The following is a 17,913-nucleotide window of genomic DNA, read 5'->3' as shown; positions in this document are numbered from 1 at the left end:
AGGAGGTAACAGTCATGGCAAAAGAGATTAAGACGATCGGCGTATTGACCAGCGGCGGTGATGCACCGGGAATGAACGCTGCTATTCGTGCAGTTGTTCGTACAGCCATTGCAAGAGGACTGAAGGTTAGGGGAATCAAAAAAGGCTATCAGGGTCTTTTGAATGAAGAGATCATAGATATGGAAGCCAAGGACGTATCCGATATCATTCAGCGCGGTGGTACGATCTTAGGAACCGCACGTTGTCTGGAGTTCAAGGAAGCGGAAGGACAGAAGAAGGGTGCTGAGATCTGCAGAAAGCACGGTATCGACGGTATCGTTGTCATCGGCGGTGACGGTTCTTACCGTGGTGCACAGGCACTGTCCAGACTTGGTATTAATACTATCGGTCTTCCCGGAACCATCGACCTGGATATTGCATGTACCGAGTACACAATCGGTTTCGATACTGCTGTCAACACAGCAATGCAGGCAATCGACAAGGTTAAGGATACTTCTTCCTCTCATGAGAGATGCAGTATCATCGAGGTAATGGGCAGAAATGCCGGTTATATCGCTCTGTGGTGCGGTATTGCCAACGGTGCCGAGGATATCCTGCTTCCCGAGAAGTACGATTACAACGAACAGAATATTATCAATAATATCATTACCAACCGTAAGCATGGTAAGACCCATCATATCATCATCAATGCCGAGGGAATCGGACATTCCACTTCCATGGCCCGGCGTATCGAGGCTGCTACCGGTATTGAGACCCGTGCTACGATCTTAGGTTACATGCAGCGTGGCGGAAGCCCTACTGCCAAGGATCGTTACTATGCATCTATCATGGGTGCTTACGCAGTAGATATCATGCTGGAAGGCAAGACCAACCGTGTCGTAGGTTATCAGCATGGTGAGTTCATCGATTTCGATATCGAAGAGGCTTTGCAGATGCAGAAGGGCATCAATGAGTACCAGTTCGAGGTATCTCATCTGCTGTCCATCTAATTTAATTTAACAGTTCAGACTGCGAAGCAGGCACTTTTATAAATAAGAGTGTCTAAACGGATATGAAGACAAAGGCGTTTCCCATTGCGTGGAAACGCCTTTTTGACTATAATAAACTCATCCATAGAATGCATCCCGACTGCTTGCAGGCAGGGGATCATTCTATGAGAGGAGTAAACAAACATAAGTAAGTAGGGTGATTAGCCCGGATTACGCATGTTTGTTATGGTTTCGAAAGTTTGCAGAACGGAGAAACCATATTATTATGATGTTTAGGAGCGGTTAGCAGACAGATATGATCACAAGCAACAACAATGCAAAAGTAAAACAGGTGGTGCAGTGGCAGACCAAGGCAAAGGAGCGCCGCAAGGATCACGTATTTCTGGCAGAAGGTATCAGAATGTGTGAGGAGGCTCCGGTAAAAAACGTGCGGGAGGTCTACCTTACGGAAGAACTGGAGCAAAAGATCCGGCAGAATGCCCAGAACGGAGACACAGCATTCTGGGACAAATTGCAGCAGACCGGTTACGAGACCGTATCCCCGGAAGTCTTTGCCAAAATGGCGGATACCCAGACCCCCCAGGGCATTCTGACAGTGCTGGAACAGCCGGTCTATGACCTGACACAGCTGTTGGAACAGCCGGATCCTTTATTTCTGATGCTGGAAAATCTGCAGGATCCGGGCAATCTGGGAACCATGATCCGTACCGGAGAAGGAGCAGGGATAACGGGTGTTATCATGAACAACCAGACGGTTGATATCTTTAATCCCAAGACCATCCGTGCCACCATGGGGTCTATTTTCCGGGTACCCTTTGTCTACGTGCCGGATCTGGCACTGGTGCTGGAACAGATGCATGCAAAAGGTATCTACACCTATGCGGCACACTTGAAAGGACAGGAATACTACGATTCCTTTTCTTTCCGGGAGCCTACGGCGTTCCTCATCGGTAACGAAGGAAACGGCTTATCCAAGGAAATCTCCGACCAGGCAGGACAGTATCTCAAGATCCCCATGGAGGGCAGGGTGGAATCCCTGAATGCCTCCATTGCAGCGGCCCTTCTGATGTACGAGGCCCACAGACAGCGAAGCGCAAGACTGTAACTATCCCGGACCCATTTGCTTTATAGATATTATCAAATGCCAGGCATTCGATGCGCAGCCGATAATATTTACATGGCTCTGAATAATTATGATGTCGGGGTCAAAAGCACCCGACACCATAATAATAGAAGAAAGACAGAACAGGAGGAAAGATATCATGAAGATCGGATTTATCGGACTGGGAAATATGGCCACTGCCATGATCGGAGGAATGTTGCAAAAAGGAATTGCAGCTCCGGAGGACATCATTGGTTCAGCCAGAACAGAAACAACAGTAGAAAAAGTTAAAACAAAATTTAATATTAACACAACAACGGATAACAAAATCGTAGCGGCACAGGCAGACATTCTGTTCCTGGCAGTGAAACCCATCTTTTTCCCGGAGGTGATCGACCAGATCAAAGATGTCGTGGCAGAGGATAACCTGATCGTCAGCATTGCGGCAGGAAGAACTCTGGACTATCTGAAAGAGGCTTTCGGCAGACCGGAATTGAAGCTGATCCGCTGCATGCCCAATACTCCGGCACTGGTACTGGAAGGCTGCACCGGTGTCTGTGCGGAAGAAAACGTCACGGAGGAAGACATGGAGCAGGTACTGGCACTGTTACGTTCCTTCGGCATTGCCAGTGTGGTACCGGAACGGCTGATGGATGTAGTCGTAGGTGTCAGCGGTAGCTCCCCGGCCTATGTGTTCATGTTCATTGAAGCCATGGCAGACGAGGCAGTAGCCGCCGGAATGCCCAGAAAACAGGCTTATGAATTCGCGTCACAATCCGTCCTTGGCAGTGCCAGGATGGTGCTGGAGACCGGCAGACATCCCGGAGAACTGAAGGACATGGTGTGCTCCCCCGGTGGAACCACGATCCAGGCAGTCAAGGTACTGGAGGAAAAAGGCATGCGCGCCGCTGTCATGGATGCCATGGATGCCTGCATTGAGAAGTCCAAAAGCATGTAGTGACAGCTCGACTCTGTTCATGAGTTGAGCGCCGGTTCATGAGCAAAGGTAGTCACGCAGTGACGAAAAGCGTGATAACGCAACTTTGCGAATGGCGCAAGCCGAGCTGTCATGGCTAAATAGCGTCCAAAGTCCCAAAACTTGACAAAAATTTTGTCATCTGTTATGATATCTCGCGTAACAAATTTAATATTTTTGTAACAAACCGGTGAAAATCTTAATAATTTCAGCATATACTATTCACTGGTGAGATCCACAGGTATCACACCCATCGGGGAATCTTCCTGTGGGAAAGGCGTGTATCAAGATGACAAAAAGCAGAAGAATGCTGGTTGTATGCGTAGGACTGCTCTGTTCTCTCTTCCTGAGCATGCAGATGAGCATGACCGCACAGGCGGGCAATACAAAAAATTATGTAAATGATCTGAACGGTGGTATCGCATCCATCCTGGATCCCGGTTCCAGGAACAGCACTGAGGTGATCAACGCTACGGTGAAGGAACTGAACCTGGCCTTCCCGGCAGAGGAAGAGATCAGTTCCGGTCTGGTCATGGCGAACGTAAAGGATGCCGTGAATGTAAGAAGCGATGCCAGCGAGGAAGCATCCAAGGTCGGTAAACTCTACAAGGACTGTGGAGGTACCATCCTGGAGCGTAAGGACGGCTGGACCAAGATCCAGTCCGGCACTCTGATCGGCTGGGCAAAGGACGAATATCTCCTGTTCGGAGATGACGCCAGAGCACTGGCCAACGATGTAGGCAGGATGATCGCACAGATCAATACGGAGACCCTCCGTGTGAGAACGGAAGCGGATCAGGAAGCCGGTGTCCTGGGACTTCTTCCCAAGGGAGACATCGCAGATGTAGTAGACAACAGCAACCCGGAATGGGTCTGTATTGACTACGAAGGCGCAGACGGTTATGTGGCTGCGGAATATGTAACTGTAGATTTCCAGATCGACTCCGGTGAGACACTGGAGGAGATCAAGGCAAGAGAAGCCGCAGAGCGTGAAGCAAAGCGTCACGTCAACTACGGCGAATATACCACCGATGCGGATACCACGCAGCTGCTGGCCGCACTGGTACAGTGTGAAGCAGGCTGTGAAAGCTACGAAGGCCAGCTGGCGGTAGCGTCCGTAGTTATGAACCGTGTAAGAAGCGGAGCATATCCCAATAGTATTCACGGTGTTATCTATGCCTCCGGACAGTTTACTCCAGCACTGAACGGTAAGGTAAATACCGTATACGAATCCGGCAGGATCTCCGCAAGCTGTGTTCAGGCAGCCCAGGAAGCCATCTCCGGTGTCTCCAATGTAGGAGACATGACCCACTTCAGACGTAACAATGGCCGTGACGGACTGGTCATCGGTAACCACGTCTTCTACTAAGTGGCACACAAAAGAACAGCGCATACAACAGAGACGGTATCCCGGAACAGGGGTACCGTCTTTTAACGTACAGGCAGGAGCCGATCCGCCGGATGGAATGAGGAATGAGAAGAGCACAATAGAATCCTGTATCGTGCACCAATAGAGGTTGTCACAGAAGACTATTTGTAGTACACTGGATACAACTACAAAACCAAAGGAGTGATCACATGAGTGAAATGGTAACCTTGTGGCTTGTGGTATTGATCGTATCGATCGGTGTGGAGGTCGCCACTCTGGGACTGACGAGCATCTGGTTCGCCGGAGGCGCCGTTGTGGCAGTGATTGCCGCCGCATTGCAGGCACCGATCTGGTTGCAGATCCTGCTATTTTTTGCAGTGTCTCTGCTGCTGTTATTTTTCACCAGACCTGTCGCAGTCAGATATTTCAACAAAGACCGCGTAAGGACGAATGTGGAAAGTATGATCGGCAGACAGGCGATCGTGACCAGTGAGATCGACAATCTGCAGGGCATCGGACAGGTAACGGTGGGCGGCCAGGAGTGGAGCGCCAGAACCGAAAAAGACGGACTGAATCTACAGCCCGGAACGGTGGTAGACATCGTGGCAGTCAGTGGTGTCAAGCTGATCGTCAAGGTGGATCCGCAGATGACGAAGGTCATCGGGGAAGTACCGCAGTCACAGAATTAAGAATCGTGTAACACGGATACATGAGGGAAAAGCGCGTACAGAGGTACGCAGCGTACACGAATGTACGCAGAAGGAGGAAAAATGGTAGCATTAATCATTATTGTCGTTTTAGTATTATGGATCTGTGTATCCTGTATCAAGATCGTGCCTCAGGCACAGGCCTACGTGATCGAACGTCTGGGTGCTTATCAGTCCACCTGGAATGTAGGATTCAATCTGAAGATCCCGTTCATCGATAAGGTAGCCAGAAAAGTCAATTTAAAAGAGCAGGTAGCGGATTTCCCACCCCAGCCCGTAATCACCAAGGATAACGTAACCATGCGGATCGATACCGTAGTCTTTTACCAGATCACAGATCCCAAGCTGTTCACCTACGGTGTAGAGAATCCCATGATGGCTATTGAGAATCTGACCGCCACCACCCTGCGTAATATCATCGGTGACCTGGAACTGGACCAGACCCTGACTTCCCGTGAGACCATCAACACCAAGATGCGTGCGGCACTGGATATCGCCACCGATCCCTGGGGTATCAAGGTCAACCGTGTGGAGCTGAAGAACATCATCCCTCCCGCAGAGATCCAGAATGCCATGGAGAAGCAGATGAAGGCAGAGCGCGAGAGACGTGAAGCCGTTACCCGTGCAGAAGGTGAGAAGAAGGCTAAGATCCTGGAGGCAGAAGGTGCCAAGGAGTCCGCAATTCTTCGTGCAGAAGCAGATAAGCAGGCAGCCATCCTTCGTGCGGAAGCTGAGAAGGAGAAGATGATCCGCGAGGCAGAAGGTGAAGCCGAAGCCATCCTCAAGGTACAGCAGGCAAATGCCGACGGTATCAAGATGCTGAAGGAAGCAGGCGCAGATGCAGCAGTCCTGAAGTTAAAGAGCCTGGAAGCTTTCGAAAAGGTAGCTGACGGCCAGGCCACCACCATCCTGCTGCCCGCAGAGCTGCAGGGCATTGCCAGCGTGGCAGAGACCTTCAAGGCAGCCGCAGGCAAAAAGGCAGAATAAGTAAACTAAAAAACGATAAACCAAAGCCACTTTCCGGGAAATAAGGAGGGTGGCTTTTTTATGTCGGATTCACAAAAAACAATGACGGGGGATAAACGCGAGGGGTTGAAAAACACAGAATAATGAAGTATATTGATTACATATAGCTTGTTACAGGCAACGTTTGTAACAGGGATATCAATGGACAAAATCAGAAAACAGAGGCTGCGGGCGCAAGGCCGGAAAGCTTCGGAAAAGAGGAGTATTATGGATTTAAAGGGACGCGATTTTTTGAAATTACTGGACTTTACACCGGAAGAGATCGAATATCTGCTGGATCTGGCGGCAGACCTGAAGGATAAGAAGAAAAAAGGAATCCCCGTAGATACTCTCCGAGGCAAGAATGTAGCGCTGATCTTTGAGAAGACCAGTACCCGTACCAGATGTGCTTTTGAAGTGGCAGCCCATGATCTGGGAATGGGAACGACTTATCTGGATCCCACCGGATCCCAGATCGGCAAAAAGGAAAGCATTGCCGATACTGCCAGAGTACTGGCAGGCATGTTCGAGGGTATCGAATATCGTGGCTTCGGACAGGATATTGTGGAGGAACTGGCAAAATATTCCAAGGTGCCCGTATGGAACGGCCTGACCAACGAATTCCATCCCACCCAGATGCTGGCAGACCTTCTGACCATCCGTGAACATTTCGGACATCTGAAGGGAATCCGTATGACTTACATGGGAGACGCACGTTACAACATGGGTAACTCTCTGATGGTAGCCTGCGCGAAGATGGGCATGCACTTTACCGCATGTACCACCGCAAAATATTTCCCGGCGAAGGAGCTGGTAGCGGAGTGTGAGGCCATTGCGGCACAGACCGGCGGCAGTATTACCCTGACCGAGGATGTGAAGGCGGGCACGAAGGATGTGGACGTGATCTACACTGACGTGTGGGTATCCATGGGCGAGCCCGACGAAGTATGGACCGAGCGTATTAAGGAGCTGTCTCCTTATCAGGTGAATAAAGCAGTCATGGACAATGCCGGCGAGCAGGCCATTTTCATGCACTGTCTTCCTGCATTCCATGATCTGAAGACCAAGATCGGTGCCCAGATGGGTGAGCGTTTCGGCATCACCGAGATGGAAGTGACCGATGAAGTATTTGAATCCGGCCAGTCTCTGGTGTTTGAAGAGGCTGAGAACCGTATGCATACGATTAAGGCAGTGATGGCGGCGACTTTATGAGTATGAAAGCAAAGATTTTAGAGCTTCTTCGGGAAAAGAAGGATCGGGTGGCAGCAGGGGCACCGGAAAGCGAGGCCTATGTCTCCGGGCAGGAGCTCTGCGAGCAGTTCGGTGTATCGAGAACTGCGGTATGGAAAGCCATCGGACAACTGAAAAAAGAAGGCTATGTCATTGAAGCGGTACAGAACCGCGGCTACCGTCTGCTGGATCAGACGGAGGAAGTCTACAACCAGGCGGATATCCAGAGCAGATTAAAGACGAAATGGGTGGCACATCCTTTACAGTTTTTTGACAGTATCGATTCCACCAATATCCGTGCCAAACTGGAAGCGGAACAGGGCGCGAAGAGCGGCCTGTTGGTGGTGTCGGATATGCAGAGCGCCGGACGCGGCAGAAGAGGCCGGAGCTGGGAGAGCCCCGCAGGGACAAATATTTATTACACCCTGATGTTAAAACCGGATTTTTCATCGGACTGTGCACCGATGCTGACGTTAGTCATGGCACTGGCGGTGGCGAAGGGCATCCGGCAGACACTGCGCCGCGACAGCGAAGAGGCAGCAGCCAAAGTCGGGATCAAATGGCCCAACGACATTGTGGTGGACGGGAAAAAAGTCTGCGGCATTCTCACGGAGATGAGCATGGAGCAGGGGTATATCCAGCACATCGTCATCGGTGTGGGCATCAATGTGCGTAAGCAGGAATTTCCCGAGGAGATCCGGGACCGGGCAGCAGCCATTGATGAACAATGCGGCTTCCGCATTTCCCGCAGTCAGCTGATTGCGGATATTATGGAAGCCTTCGAGGAAGATTATGAGATCTTTTTACGGACCCATGATCTGAAAGGCCTGCGGGCATCCTATGCGGAACTTCTGGTAAATCAGGATAGGGAAGTCTGCGTGCTGGATCCCAAGGGCGAATACCGTGGCATTGCCAGAGGCATCAACGACCAGGGAGAGCTTCTGGTGGAGAGACCGGACGGCACCGTGGAGGAAGTCTATGCCGGAGAAGTATCGGTCCGCGGCATTTATGGGTACGTTTAGGTATGTACAGCATTTTCCGGGATGGCAGAAGGCAGGACGGACAGCCGGATGGAAAGACCGGAATAAAAAGACCGGAACAGATAGTCCGTGACAGAATTGAGACAGAACAGGATATAGAACTATGGACGAGAACAAGATCGTACTCTGCGGCGCCAACGCCTATGAGAAGAAATATTATTTTAACGAAGAACAATTTAAGATGATTCCGGATTCCATCAAGCAGGAGCTGCATGTGATCTGCGTGCTCTTCACCGAGGAAGTGGGCGGTGTCTTTACCATTGCCTTTGAAGAGGATGGAAATGTGGTCATGGAGACCAATGCGGATGATGATGACATCTATTATGATGAGATCTCTTCCGGACTGTTGATCTCTGAGATCCGTAGGAGCAGACAGGAGCTTTTCGAGTCCCTGAGTCTGTATTACCGTGTGTTTATCAAAAAAGAAGATGTATCCGCATTGCTGGATGAGGAGGACGATGAATGATTTTTGTCATTGATGTAGGCAACACGAATATGACCATGGGTGTCTTTCAGGGGAAAAAGATGGAAGCCACCTTCCGGATCATGACGAAGACCCCCAGAACCTCAGATGAATACGGGATCATGATCACCCAGCTGCTAAAAAATAACGGTATCGAAGTGACGGACATCGAGGGAGCCATCATTGCCAGCGTAGTGCCGGATGTGATGCATTCCCTGACCAGTTCCATCATCCGTTATCTCAAGACAAAACCACTGATCGTGGGCCCCGGTGTGAAGAGCGGCATCAAGGTCGCTACCGAGGATCCCCGGGCCATCGGTGCAGACCGTATCGTGGATGCGGTGGCAGCTTATGTGAAATACGGCGGACCGGTGCTGGTACTGGATTTCGGTACGGCGACCACCTATGATCTGATCACGGAGGACGGACGTTTTACTGCAGGAATCACGGCTCCCGGTATCCGGATCAGTTCGGAGGCTCTGTGGAAAGAGACGGCGAAGCTGCCGAATATTGAGATCCGTAAGCCGAAGACCATCCTGGCACAGGAGACCATTACCAGTATGCAGGCAGGACTCATGTACGGTCAGATCGGCCAGACGGAATACATTATCCGCAAGGTAAAGGAAGAGAGCGGGCTTGCGGAGCTGAAGGTCGTGGCCACCGGAGGCTTAGGCCGTGCCATTGCGGACGAGACCGACAGCATTGATATCTATGACAGTTCTCTGACCTTGGATGGACTGCGGATCATCTACGACAAGAACAGACGTTGATAGGGGAATGACATGATAAAGCTGGAAAAAGCAGCAACAAAGATTATGGCAGCCATCGGAACAGCAGTAATGCTGTTCCTGCTGTTTTATTCCTGGAAATATACGAAGAGGCTGGTGGAACCGGAATATTATCTGGATGAAAAAGACAGTATTCTCTGGAATGCTCTTGTCGGCGTAGTGCTGGTGGCGGTATGCGGGGCTCTGTCCGGAGTGATGAAAAAGATCCCGGCGTGGGCACTGCATCTGCTGGCAGTTCTGGGAGCTGTGACAGCAGTGATTCTGGGGATAAGGCTTGCGAGGGCCGCCGGAGCGGAGAGCATTGCGGACCAGTATTATGTGCAAAGAGCAGCTATGGCACTGGCGGACGGTGATGCGGAATGGGTGCTGGCACAGGATTACTATGGTATCTATCCGTTCCAGCTGGGACTGGCGGAGATCTTCGCCTTAATCTTCCGTGTGGCAGGCTCCACGGAACGGCTCGTGATCCAACAGGTACAGGCGGTCTGCGGAGGCATCACGCTGTATGTGGGATTTAGGATCGTGCGGGAACTGTCGGGAAGCCGGGCAGCGGAACTGCTATATCTTGTGGCGGAGCTTTTGTTCCTGCCGGTGTATTGCTATGCTTTGTTTATCTATGGTGAGAGTATCGGAACCTGCAGCGTCCTGTGTGCCATCTGGTGTTACCTGATGGCCAACCGGCCGGAGGGAAAGGTGTGGCAGAAGGGACTGCTGTGGAGTGCCGTCGCGTTGTTCATAGGACTGGCGTATGCGACCAGAAATGTATTGCTGGTGGTATGGATCGCCATGGTCATCATGCAGATCCTGGTGCTGCTTCGCAGTAAAAAATGGCAGGGACTGCCGGCGCTCTGCGTGGTGCTGGCAGTCATGCTGCTGGGGAAAACGACTCTCTGTCACATGGCGGAAGGACAGCTTGACCGGGAATATGGTTCCGGTGCTCCGTATGTTCTGTGGGTTGCCATGGGAATGCAGGAGAATCCCGACGCCCTGAAGGGGCCGGGAACCTACAATGATTATAATCTGGACACTTATCTGCAGGCCGGGTATGACAGCATAGAGGCAGCAGAAGTGGCCAAAGGAGATATCAGGCAGTGTCTGGCAAAATGGCAGGAGGATCCCGTGGCAGCCGTTACGTTTCTCAAGGAGAAACTGCTGATCCAGTGGATCGAGCCTACTTATTGCAGCTTTAACCAGACCAGATACCAGTACCGGCCGCAAGGCTGGGTGGAAGACCTCTATACCGGACAGGCCAATGAAAGAGCACTGGCATTCCTGAACCGTTTTCAGGGAATGGTATATCTGGCGGTTTTCGGATATTATTTGAGGATCCTGCTGGGAAAACTGAAAGGTGTACAGGTACTTCCGGGGATTATTTTTCTGGGCGGCTTTTTCATTACGATCCTCTGGGAGGCCAAGAGCCGTTATGTGTATCCCTATATCGTCATGATCCTTCCCAGCGCGGCATGCAGTATGGAGTATTACGGCCACCTGCTGGCGGGTGGCATCGGGAGGATCGCAGGCGGTATTGCGAGTAGTAGGGAAAGGAAACAGAAACAAAAAGAAATAGGAAGGACAGCATGAAAAAATTACAGATTGGTAATGTGACCCTGGACAACCCGGTGATCCTGGCACCCATGGCGGGAGTATCCGACCTGCCGTTCCGCCTGCTTTGCAGGGAGATGGGAGCGGCGCTGGTGTGCATGGAAATGGTCAGTGCCAAAGCCATATATTATAACAATAAAAATACGGACAGTCTCATGGAGATCCATCCCGAGGAAGTGCCGGCTTCCCTGCAGCTGTTCGGCTCAGATCCCCAGATCCTTGCGGAGATGGCAAAACGGATCGAGGAACGTCCTTTTTCCATACTGGATCTGAATATGGGCTGCCCGGTGCCGAAGGTCGTGAACAACGGCGAAGGCTCCGCGCTGATGAAGGATCCGAAGCTGGTGGAGCAGATTCTGACCGCACTGGTAAAAGCCATCGATAAGCCGGTGACAGTGAAGATCCGAAAAGGCTTCGACGATGACCATGTCAATGCCGTGGAGATCGCAAAGATTGCGGAAGCCTGCGGTGTGGCGGCAGTGGCGGTGCACGGACGGACGAGAGCCCAGTACTACAGCGGACAGGCAGACTGGGATATCATCGCACAGGTGAAGGATGCAGTGAAGATTCCAGTGATCGGCAACGGGGATGTGGACAGCCCGGAAAAAGCAAAAGCCATTCTGGAACAGACCGGCTGCGATGGTGTCATGATCGGCCGGGCGGCAGAAGGAAATCCCTGGATTTTCCGGGAGGTGGTATCCTATCTGGAAAACGGCACGATCCCGGCAAGACCCACGAACCGGGAGAAGCGGGAAATGATCCTGCGCCATGCGGCATTGCAGCTGGAATACAAGGGAGAATACACCGGTGTCCGGGAGATGCGCAAGCACCTGTCCTGGTATACGGTGGGAATGCCCCATTCCGCTCATTTCCGCCAGACCATCAATACCATGGAGAAAATGGACGAACTGATCCGGGGAGTGCAGGAAATCTTTCCGGACGAAGTGTAGTGCGGATTTTGGATACAGCAATGCATTATGAGGCAGACCTTGCATGATATGATGTTGTGCGCGGTGTGGTGCATATAATTGGGATGACTGCATACAATGAAGCATGGACACTATTTTGTATCTCTATCCGGCGCGACGGACAGCGATGTGCGGAACACCGCCGGAGGAAAAAGCGGAACTGCGCCGGGGAAAACTGAAGAAATTTTTGCCCTTCCTGTGGAAAAAGGGAGAAGACCGGCGCCCTGTGGTGACTGTGAGCCGGACGGAATATTTTTTCCCGGACTATCATCTGGTCAGAGTGTCGGTAGCCAGAACGGAAGGTATGGAAGAAAAACAGGCGGAGCTGGCACTCACGGAGCTAAAGCTCACGGAGCTAAAGCTCCGGGAACAATTACAGGAACTGACAGAGGATCCGGATCACACCTATGTGGTGTGCCGTGAGCCTCTTTCTTTTTATTTCGGAAGGGAATTCCGGGATTATCTGCAACAGGAGTGGATCGAACATCTGTTGCGCTACGGGGAGAGACCGGGCGGCTATCCGGCGTGGCCGGATCTGGTCCTGCTGGGGAGAAATCCGTATCTGCCTTATGTCGTGCTCCGCTATGCTGCCAGATTGCAGAGCATGAAATGGTATCTTACGGAAAGAGAATACCGGGAGGAGGAAGAGTGGCTGACCGGGGAACTGGAGGATGAGTACGGTCTGATCCCGGAGATCCGGCTGCTTGCGGAAAATGCGGACTACGGACGAGTGCGGCTGCAGGGGACGAAACCCTGCGTGGTACTGGATTTTTGCGACAATGAAAAGGTCTACGGCGGCGGGCTGGCAGCGGGCAGCATCTGGCTGGATTTTCCGGCATCGGAGGAAAAGGAACGCCGTGTCGCGTCCGGATGTCCGCAGATCCGTTATTTTTCCATGAAAAAAGAGTGGAAAGACCCGCGAAAAGCCTTGGAATACCTTGACACCATCAGTAAAAATGGGTATAATAACTCGGTTGATTAGGCTAGTATAGTTGCCGGGAGTGTCGGTAGCGCAAAATATAGAAAACAGGAAGGTGCGGTATCATGCAGGAAAAGAAAAACATTTTGACCTACGAAGGCCTCAGAAAATATGAGGATGAGTTACATGATCTGAAAGTGGTAAAACGTCAGGAAGTTGCTCAGAAGATTAAGGAAGCAAGAGAGCAGGGAGACCTGTCCGAGAACGCTGAGTACGATGCAGCGAAGGATGAGCAGAGAGACATCGAAGCCCGTATCGAAGAACTGGAGAAGATCCTAAAGAACGCAGAAGTCGTTGTAGAGGATGAGGTAGATCTGGACAAGATCAACATCGGATGTATCGTTAAGATTCTGGATGTGGAGTATAGTGAAGAACTGGATTACAAGATCGTAGGTTCCACCGAGGCCAACAGCTTAAAGGGTAAGATTTCCAACGAAAGCCCCGTAGGTAAGGCACTGATCGGTCATAAGGTCGGCGATACCGTAGAAGTAGAGACACCCGCAGGTGTATTCGCATATAAGATTCTGGAGATCCAGAGAAGTAATGTTGACTAAGTAAGATAGAGTAAGGAGTGGAAAAAAGTGGCAGATACACAGAACACAAAGGTACAGGAACAGGACATTCACCAGCTGTTGAAGGTAAAGCGCGAGAAGCTGGCGAACCTGCAGGAAGCAGGCAAGGATCCTTTTCAGATCACCAAATATGATGTGACCCATCACAGCACCGATATCAAGAACAATTTCGAGGAACTGGAAGGCAAGACCGTCCGCATCGCCGGACGTGTGATGTCCAAACGTGTCATGGGTAAGGCATCCTTCTGTAATGTACAGGATCTGCCCGGCAATATCCAGGTATATGTGGCTAGAGACAGCATCGGTGAAGAGTCCTATGCGGATTTCAAGAAGTACGATGTGGGCGATATCGTAGGTATCGAGGGTGAAGTCTTCAAGACCAAGACCGGCGAGACCTCCATACATGCGGCAAAGGTAACACTGCTGTCCAAGAGCTTACAGATCCTGCCTGAGAAGTTCCACGGCCTGACCAATACCGATATCCGTTATCGTCAGCGTTATACCGACCTGATCATGAATCAGGACGTTAAGGATACTTTCGTAAAGCGTTCCAGAATTATCAGTGCCATCCGCCGTTATCTGGACGGACAGGGTTTCCTGGAAGTAGAGACTCCCATGCTGGTATCCAATGCCGGCGGTGCAGCTGCAAGACCTTTCGAGACCCATTACAATGCGCTGGATGAGGACGTGAAGCTGCGTATCTCCTTGGAGCTGTACCTGAAGAGACTGATCGTCGGCGGCATGGAGCGTGTCTTCGAGATCGGCCGTGTATTCCGTAACGAAGGTCTGGACACCAGACACAATCCGGAATTCACACTGATGGAGCTGTACCAGGCATACACCGACTATTACGGAATGATGGATCTGACTGAGAACATGTTCCGCTATGTGGCACAGGAAGTATGCGGTACCACCGTGATCCCTTACGCAGAAGAGACCATCGACCTGGGCAAGCCTTTCGAGAGACTGACCATGGTAGATGCTGTCAAGAAATACGCAGGCGTTGACTTCGACCAGATTCCCGATACCGCTGCTGCGAAGAAACTGGCAGACGAGAAGGGTGTACACTACGAAGAGCGTCATGCCAAGGGCGATATCCTGAACCTGTTCTTCGAAGAGTTCGTAGAAGAGCATCTGATCCAGCCCGTATTCATCATGGATCATCCGGTAGAGATCTCTCCTCTGACCAAGAGAAAGCCGGACAAGCCCGATTACGTAGAGCGTTTCGAACTGTTCATCTACGGACGTGAGATGTGTAACGCTTATTCCGAATTAAATGATCCCATCGACCAGAGAGAGCGTTTCAAGGCGCAGGAAGCTGCCCTGGCAGCAGGCGATGAGGAAGCCAATACGACCGATGAAGATTTCATGAACGCACTGGAGATCGGTATGCCTCCTACCGGCGGTATCGGTTACGGTATCGACCGTCTGGTAATGCTGCTGACCAACTCTCCTGCGATCCGTGATGTTCTGCTCTTCCCGACGATGAAGTCCTTAGATGGTGTAAATAAGAAAAATGATGTAAATAATACAGCTTCTGAAGCACCTGAAAAAAATGTAAAAACTGAGTCTGAAAAGATTGATTTCTCTAATGTGAAGATTGAGCCAATCTTTGAAGAGATGGTAGATTTCGATACATTTGCAAAATCTGATTTCCGTGCAGTTAAGATTTTAGCTTGTGAAGCAGTACCGAAGTCAAAGAAGCTTCTGAAGTTTACATTAGATGACGGAGAACGCAAAGACCGTGTGATTTTAAGCGGTATTCACGAGTATTACGAGCCGGAAGAACTGGTTGGAAAGACAGCAATCGCTATCGTGAACCTGCCACCGAGAAAGATGATGGGAATTGATTCCGAAGGTATGTTGATTTCAGCTGTACACGAGGAAGACGGTCACGAGGGACTGAACCTTCTGATGGTAAATGATAGAATCCCGGCAGGTGCAAAGCTGTACTAAGAAGTACCGTTTTACCCAATAAAACGGGATGTACTTCATTTGAGAAAAAGCTCTGAAAATACACAAATACACCAAATTTACACCCAATGGTGCTTGAAACGGTGCAGAGCCTTAAAAATCGCATAATTTTCAAAATATATGGGCAGTTCCGGTTCGGAATTGCCCATTTTCAGAAAGAAAAAGATAAATCGAAGTTTGTAAGGAACAGAAACTTTGAAGTTTACAGCGAGGTAAAAGTTTATGAATAACTATAATGAAGTGAAAAAATCATTTGGTACACAAGCAGAGAAATTTGCTTCATATCATATGTCTAAGGCAGAATATACCGATTATTTGATTCGTAGTATTCAGGCAAAGGGCAATGAACATGCATTGGAGGTTGCTGCTGGAACCTGTATATGTGGAAGAGCAGTGGCTCCTTATGTTAAGGACATTACTTGTTTGGATTTGACAGAAGCAATGTTGGAGCAGGGAAAAAAACTGGCAAAGCAAGAAGGTATTCAGAACATATCATTTGTATCGGGGAATGCGGAATGCTTACCTTTTGAAGATGAAACATTTGACCTTGTGATTACAAGACTTTCATTGCACCATTTTGTTGAGCCTGAAAAGCCTTTTCGGGAGATGCAACGAGTTTTGAAAAAAGGTGGAAAACTTGTTATTTGGGATATGGTAGCGACTACAGAAGAATTGCGTGAAACTAATGACGCTATTGAAACGATGCGTGATAACTCACATACAAGAATACTTAGCAGAGAAGAATTTGAAGCATTGTTTGAGGATGCTTTTGAGCTTCAGCTTGAAGAAACAACACTTGTTCCTGTAAATCTACAAAGTTGGATGGATTTGACAAGTACACCAGAGGATATTCAAAAAGATATTATTGATAAAATGGAATACGATTTGAATGGTGGAGATAAAACAGGTTTTAATCCCTATATCAAGGAGGGACAAATATGCTTTGACCATAGGTGGTTATTGCTGATTGGAAAAAAGGAAAACTAATCCCCATTTATCAAGAAAAAGAAACTTTCAGGTTGTCGGATTGTAAAGGCAGAGCCTTACGCAAGATGCAGGAGAAAGACTCCGCTCGGGTTAAGGGCGAAGCGCCTTAGCCGGTCAAGGGTGCAACCATTGCCCAGTTAGTGGCGTTTCGCCACTAAGTACTGGGTATTGCTTGTAGCAAAGCTTCACAAGATTAAGCAACTTCGTTGCAATTCCCTTCGGGAAAAGAACTAAATATTGTTACGATAAACAGACTGAGTAGAGAGATTTACTTGGTCTTTTTTTATGGAAAGAAAGGAAAGATTAGCATGAAAGCAACTAGGCACAATGGACGGTCAGGCAAGCATGGAACCTATGACGCAAAGCACAATGACCGCAGATTTGATGTAGAAAATAGTGAGCATACCTATACGGACAAAAAGGAAGCCTGAGCCATGAGGTGGAAATCGGAGCCGATCCGTTTGGAAATCTGCAAAGACTATCAAATGCGTTAGAGGGAATGACCGGGAAAATGGCAGATGTGGAGCAGAAGCTTTCCAACGTGGAACATCAGCTTGAAACCGCAAAGGTGGAAGTCACAAAACCTTTTGCACAGGAGCAGGAACTGGTGGAGAAGCTAGAGCGCCTTGCAGAGTTAAATGCACTTCTGAATATGGACGAAAAGGGCGATAATGTGCTGGATATGGGCGATGATGAGCCGGAGGATGAAACCGGAGAGCAGAGCGCACAGGCACAGGAGGGTGAGCAGGACAGAGCGGAAGATATACAGGCGGTGGCTGATGAACCGTTAAAGCCTGTTGCAAGTTCTCTGATGTCGGAGCGTATCGCAGAGCATGGCAAGGAGCGGATGTTAGCAGACAGTTCCAGAGGGCGGGTATCCGTCAAGGAGAAACTTGCCGAGATGAAGCAGAAAATATCCGATCAGAAGATGCCGGAGAAACCAAAGACCAAGAGTCAGGAAGCAAGTTTATAAAGTTTTATGGAAAGAGCAGGTAGCAATCTATCTGCTTTTTCCTGTTATGTGGTTATCGTAAGCCGAGAAGGTTAAGTGACGAACAAAGGGAACAGGCAAGGTTACGGATGGAGAAAATCAATTCAGATGATAATTGCCTCAATAGTTTTTTGAAATTCCCGTGTGAGGGGGAAAGTTGATTACAAACAG

At 49.8% G+C, this 17,913-nt stretch carries 18 protein-coding genes; all 18 read left to right on the top strand.

The features are described 5' to 3' along the window. Window positions 1-14 precede the first annotated feature (14 nt). Window positions 15-989 (top strand): 6-phosphofructokinase, encoded by a 975-nt coding sequence (gene pfkA, locus DWZ61_RS10995; RefSeq protein ID WP_118538522.1) that lies wholly within the window; start codon window positions 15-17, stop codon window positions 987-989. A gap of 295 nt (window positions 990-1,284) precedes the next feature. After that, window positions 1,285-2,094: an RNA methyltransferase gene (locus tag DWZ61_RS10990; protein ID WP_118538520.1), complete on the top strand. Its 810-nt coding sequence runs from the start codon at window positions 1,285-1,287 to the stop codon at window positions 2,092-2,094. A gap of 157 nt (window positions 2,095-2,251) precedes the next feature. After that, window positions 2,252-3,049, top strand: coding sequence for a pyrroline-5-carboxylate reductase (gene proC / locus DWZ61_RS10985; protein WP_118538518.1), 798 nt, complete (start codon window positions 2,252-2,254; stop codon window positions 3,047-3,049). A 307-nt stretch (window positions 3,050-3,356) separates the two neighbouring features. Further along, complete coding sequence (locus DWZ61_RS10980; protein WP_118538516.1) at window positions 3,357-4,436, top strand: cell wall hydrolase; 1,080 nt, start codon at window positions 3,357-3,359, stop codon at window positions 4,434-4,436. Window positions 4,437-4,645: 209 nt separating this feature from the next. After that, the gene (locus DWZ61_RS10975) at window positions 4,646-5,125 is read left to right on the top strand and encodes an NfeD family protein (protein WP_242993304.1); all 480 of its coding nucleotides are present in this window, start codon (window positions 4,646-4,648) and stop codon (window positions 5,123-5,125) included. Window positions 5,126-5,206: 81 nt separating this feature from the next. Further along, window positions 5,207-6,130 carry an SPFH domain-containing protein gene (locus DWZ61_RS10970; protein ID WP_022311896.1) on the top strand — a complete coding sequence of 308 codons (924 nt, stop codon included), beginning with the start codon at window positions 5,207-5,209 and terminating at the stop codon, window positions 6,128-6,130. Window positions 6,131-6,376: 246 nt separating this feature from the next. Next, complete coding sequence (argF, locus tag DWZ61_RS10965; RefSeq protein ID WP_022311895.1) at window positions 6,377-7,360, top strand: ornithine carbamoyltransferase; 984 nt, start codon at window positions 6,377-6,379, stop codon at window positions 7,358-7,360. Beyond that, window positions 7,357-8,400, top strand: a complete 1,044-nt coding sequence (locus DWZ61_RS10960; RefSeq protein WP_347475433.1) for a biotin--[acetyl-CoA-carboxylase] ligase — start codon at window positions 7,357-7,359, stop codon at window positions 8,398-8,400. The genes argF and DWZ61_RS10960 overlap by 4 nt, the downstream gene beginning before the upstream one ends. Window positions 8,401-8,521: 121 nt before the next feature. After that, on the top strand, window positions 8,522-8,884 hold the full coding sequence (locus DWZ61_RS10955) for a DUF6145 family protein (RefSeq protein ID WP_118538514.1): 363 nt from the start codon (window positions 8,522-8,524) through the stop codon (window positions 8,882-8,884). Beyond that, window positions 8,881-9,651 carry a type III pantothenate kinase gene (locus DWZ61_RS10950; protein ID WP_118538512.1) on the top strand — a complete coding sequence of 257 codons (771 nt, stop codon included), beginning with the start codon at window positions 8,881-8,883 and terminating at the stop codon, window positions 9,649-9,651. The genes DWZ61_RS10955 and DWZ61_RS10950 overlap by 4 nt, the downstream gene beginning before the upstream one ends. Before the next feature lie 12 nt (window positions 9,652-9,663). Then, window positions 9,664-11,250 carry a hypothetical protein gene (locus tag DWZ61_RS10945; protein ID WP_118538511.1) on the top strand — a complete coding sequence of 529 codons (1,587 nt, stop codon included), beginning with the start codon at window positions 9,664-9,666 and terminating at the stop codon, window positions 11,248-11,250. Further along, window positions 11,247-12,221, top strand: a complete 975-nt coding sequence (gene dusB / locus DWZ61_RS10940) for a tRNA dihydrouridine synthase DusB (protein WP_118538509.1) — start codon at window positions 11,247-11,249, stop codon at window positions 12,219-12,221. The genes DWZ61_RS10945 and dusB overlap by 4 nt, the downstream gene beginning before the upstream one ends. 103 nt (window positions 12,222-12,324) lie before the next feature. Further along, window positions 12,325-13,221 (top strand): hypothetical protein, encoded by an 897-nt coding sequence (locus DWZ61_RS10935; protein WP_147354713.1) that lies wholly within the window; start codon window positions 12,325-12,327, stop codon window positions 13,219-13,221. A gap of 62 nt (window positions 13,222-13,283) precedes the next feature. Further along, window positions 13,284-13,772: a transcription elongation factor GreA gene (gene greA, locus DWZ61_RS10930; protein ID WP_117464710.1), complete on the top strand. Its 489-nt coding sequence runs from the start codon at window positions 13,284-13,286 to the stop codon at window positions 13,770-13,772. Window positions 13,773-13,799: 27 nt separating this feature from the next. After that, a complete protein-coding gene (gene lysS / locus DWZ61_RS10925; RefSeq protein WP_118538505.1) occupies window positions 13,800-15,746 on the top strand; it encodes a lysine--tRNA ligase in 1,947 nt (648 codons plus the stop codon). Between the two features lie 240 nt (window positions 15,747-15,986). Beyond that, on the top strand, window positions 15,987-16,751 hold the full coding sequence (locus tag DWZ61_RS10920) for a methyltransferase domain-containing protein (RefSeq protein WP_023924069.1): 765 nt from the start codon (window positions 15,987-15,989) through the stop codon (window positions 16,749-16,751). A 308-nt stretch (window positions 16,752-17,059) separates the two neighbouring features. Then, complete coding sequence (locus tag DWZ61_RS20395) at window positions 17,060-17,182, top strand: hypothetical protein (protein ID WP_279220501.1); 123 nt, start codon at window positions 17,060-17,062, stop codon at window positions 17,180-17,182. A gap of 8 nt (window positions 17,183-17,190) precedes the next feature. Continuing rightward, window positions 17,191-17,724, top strand: a complete 534-nt coding sequence (locus DWZ61_RS10915) for a hypothetical protein (protein WP_243026392.1) — start codon at window positions 17,191-17,193, stop codon at window positions 17,722-17,724. The last annotated feature ends 189 nt before the right edge of the window (window positions 17,725-17,913 follow it).

This window comes from Clostridium sp. AF34-10BH (genome assembly GCF_003478095.1).
Lineage (GTDB): Bacteria > Bacillota > Clostridia > Lachnospirales > Lachnospiraceae > Acetatifactor > Acetatifactor acetigignens.
This window is presented reverse-complemented; position numbering and strand designations above follow the sequence as displayed.

What these genes read in the sequence shown, in the direction of transcription:
- pfkA (WP_118538522.1), top strand. Translation starts at nt 15, where the DNA reads ATGGCAAAAGAGATTAAGACGATCGGCGTATTGACCAGCGGCGGTGAT.
- DWZ61_RS10990 (WP_118538520.1), top strand. Translation starts at nt 1,285, where the DNA reads ATGATCACAAGCAACAACAATGCAAAAGTAAAACAGGTGGTGCAGTGG.
- proC (WP_118538518.1), top strand. Translation starts at nt 2,252, where the DNA reads ATGAAGATCGGATTTATCGGACTGGGAAATATGGCCACTGCCATGATC.
- DWZ61_RS10980 (WP_118538516.1), top strand. Translation starts at nt 3,357, where the DNA reads ATGACAAAAAGCAGAAGAATGCTGGTTGTATGCGTAGGACTGCTCTGT.
- DWZ61_RS10975 (WP_242993304.1), top strand. Translation starts at nt 4,646, where the DNA reads ATGAGTGAAATGGTAACCTTGTGGCTTGTGGTATTGATCGTATCGATC.
- DWZ61_RS10970 (WP_022311896.1), top strand. Translation starts at nt 5,207, where the DNA reads ATGGTAGCATTAATCATTATTGTCGTTTTAGTATTATGGATCTGTGTA.
- argF (WP_022311895.1), top strand. Translation starts at nt 6,377, where the DNA reads ATGGATTTAAAGGGACGCGATTTTTTGAAATTACTGGACTTTACACCG.
- DWZ61_RS10960 (WP_347475433.1), top strand. Translation starts at nt 7,357, where the DNA reads ATGAGTATGAAAGCAAAGATTTTAGAGCTTCTTCGGGAAAAGAAGGAT.
- DWZ61_RS10955 (WP_118538514.1), top strand. Translation starts at nt 8,522, where the DNA reads ATGGACGAGAACAAGATCGTACTCTGCGGCGCCAACGCCTATGAGAAG.
- DWZ61_RS10950 (WP_118538512.1), top strand. Translation starts at nt 8,881, where the DNA reads ATGATTTTTGTCATTGATGTAGGCAACACGAATATGACCATGGGTGTC.
- DWZ61_RS10945 (WP_118538511.1), top strand. Translation starts at nt 9,664, where the DNA reads ATGATAAAGCTGGAAAAAGCAGCAACAAAGATTATGGCAGCCATCGGA.
- dusB (WP_118538509.1), top strand. Translation starts at nt 11,247, where the DNA reads ATGAAAAAATTACAGATTGGTAATGTGACCCTGGACAACCCGGTGATC.
- DWZ61_RS10935 (WP_147354713.1), top strand. Translation starts at nt 12,325, where the DNA reads ATGGACACTATTTTGTATCTCTATCCGGCGCGACGGACAGCGATGTGC.
- greA (WP_117464710.1), top strand. Translation starts at nt 13,284, where the DNA reads ATGCAGGAAAAGAAAAACATTTTGACCTACGAAGGCCTCAGAAAATAT.
- DWZ61_RS10920 (WP_023924069.1), top strand. Translation starts at nt 15,987, where the DNA reads ATGAATAACTATAATGAAGTGAAAAAATCATTTGGTACACAAGCAGAG.
- DWZ61_RS20395 (WP_279220501.1), top strand. Translation starts at nt 17,060, where the DNA reads ATGAAAGCAACTAGGCACAATGGACGGTCAGGCAAGCATGGAACCTAT.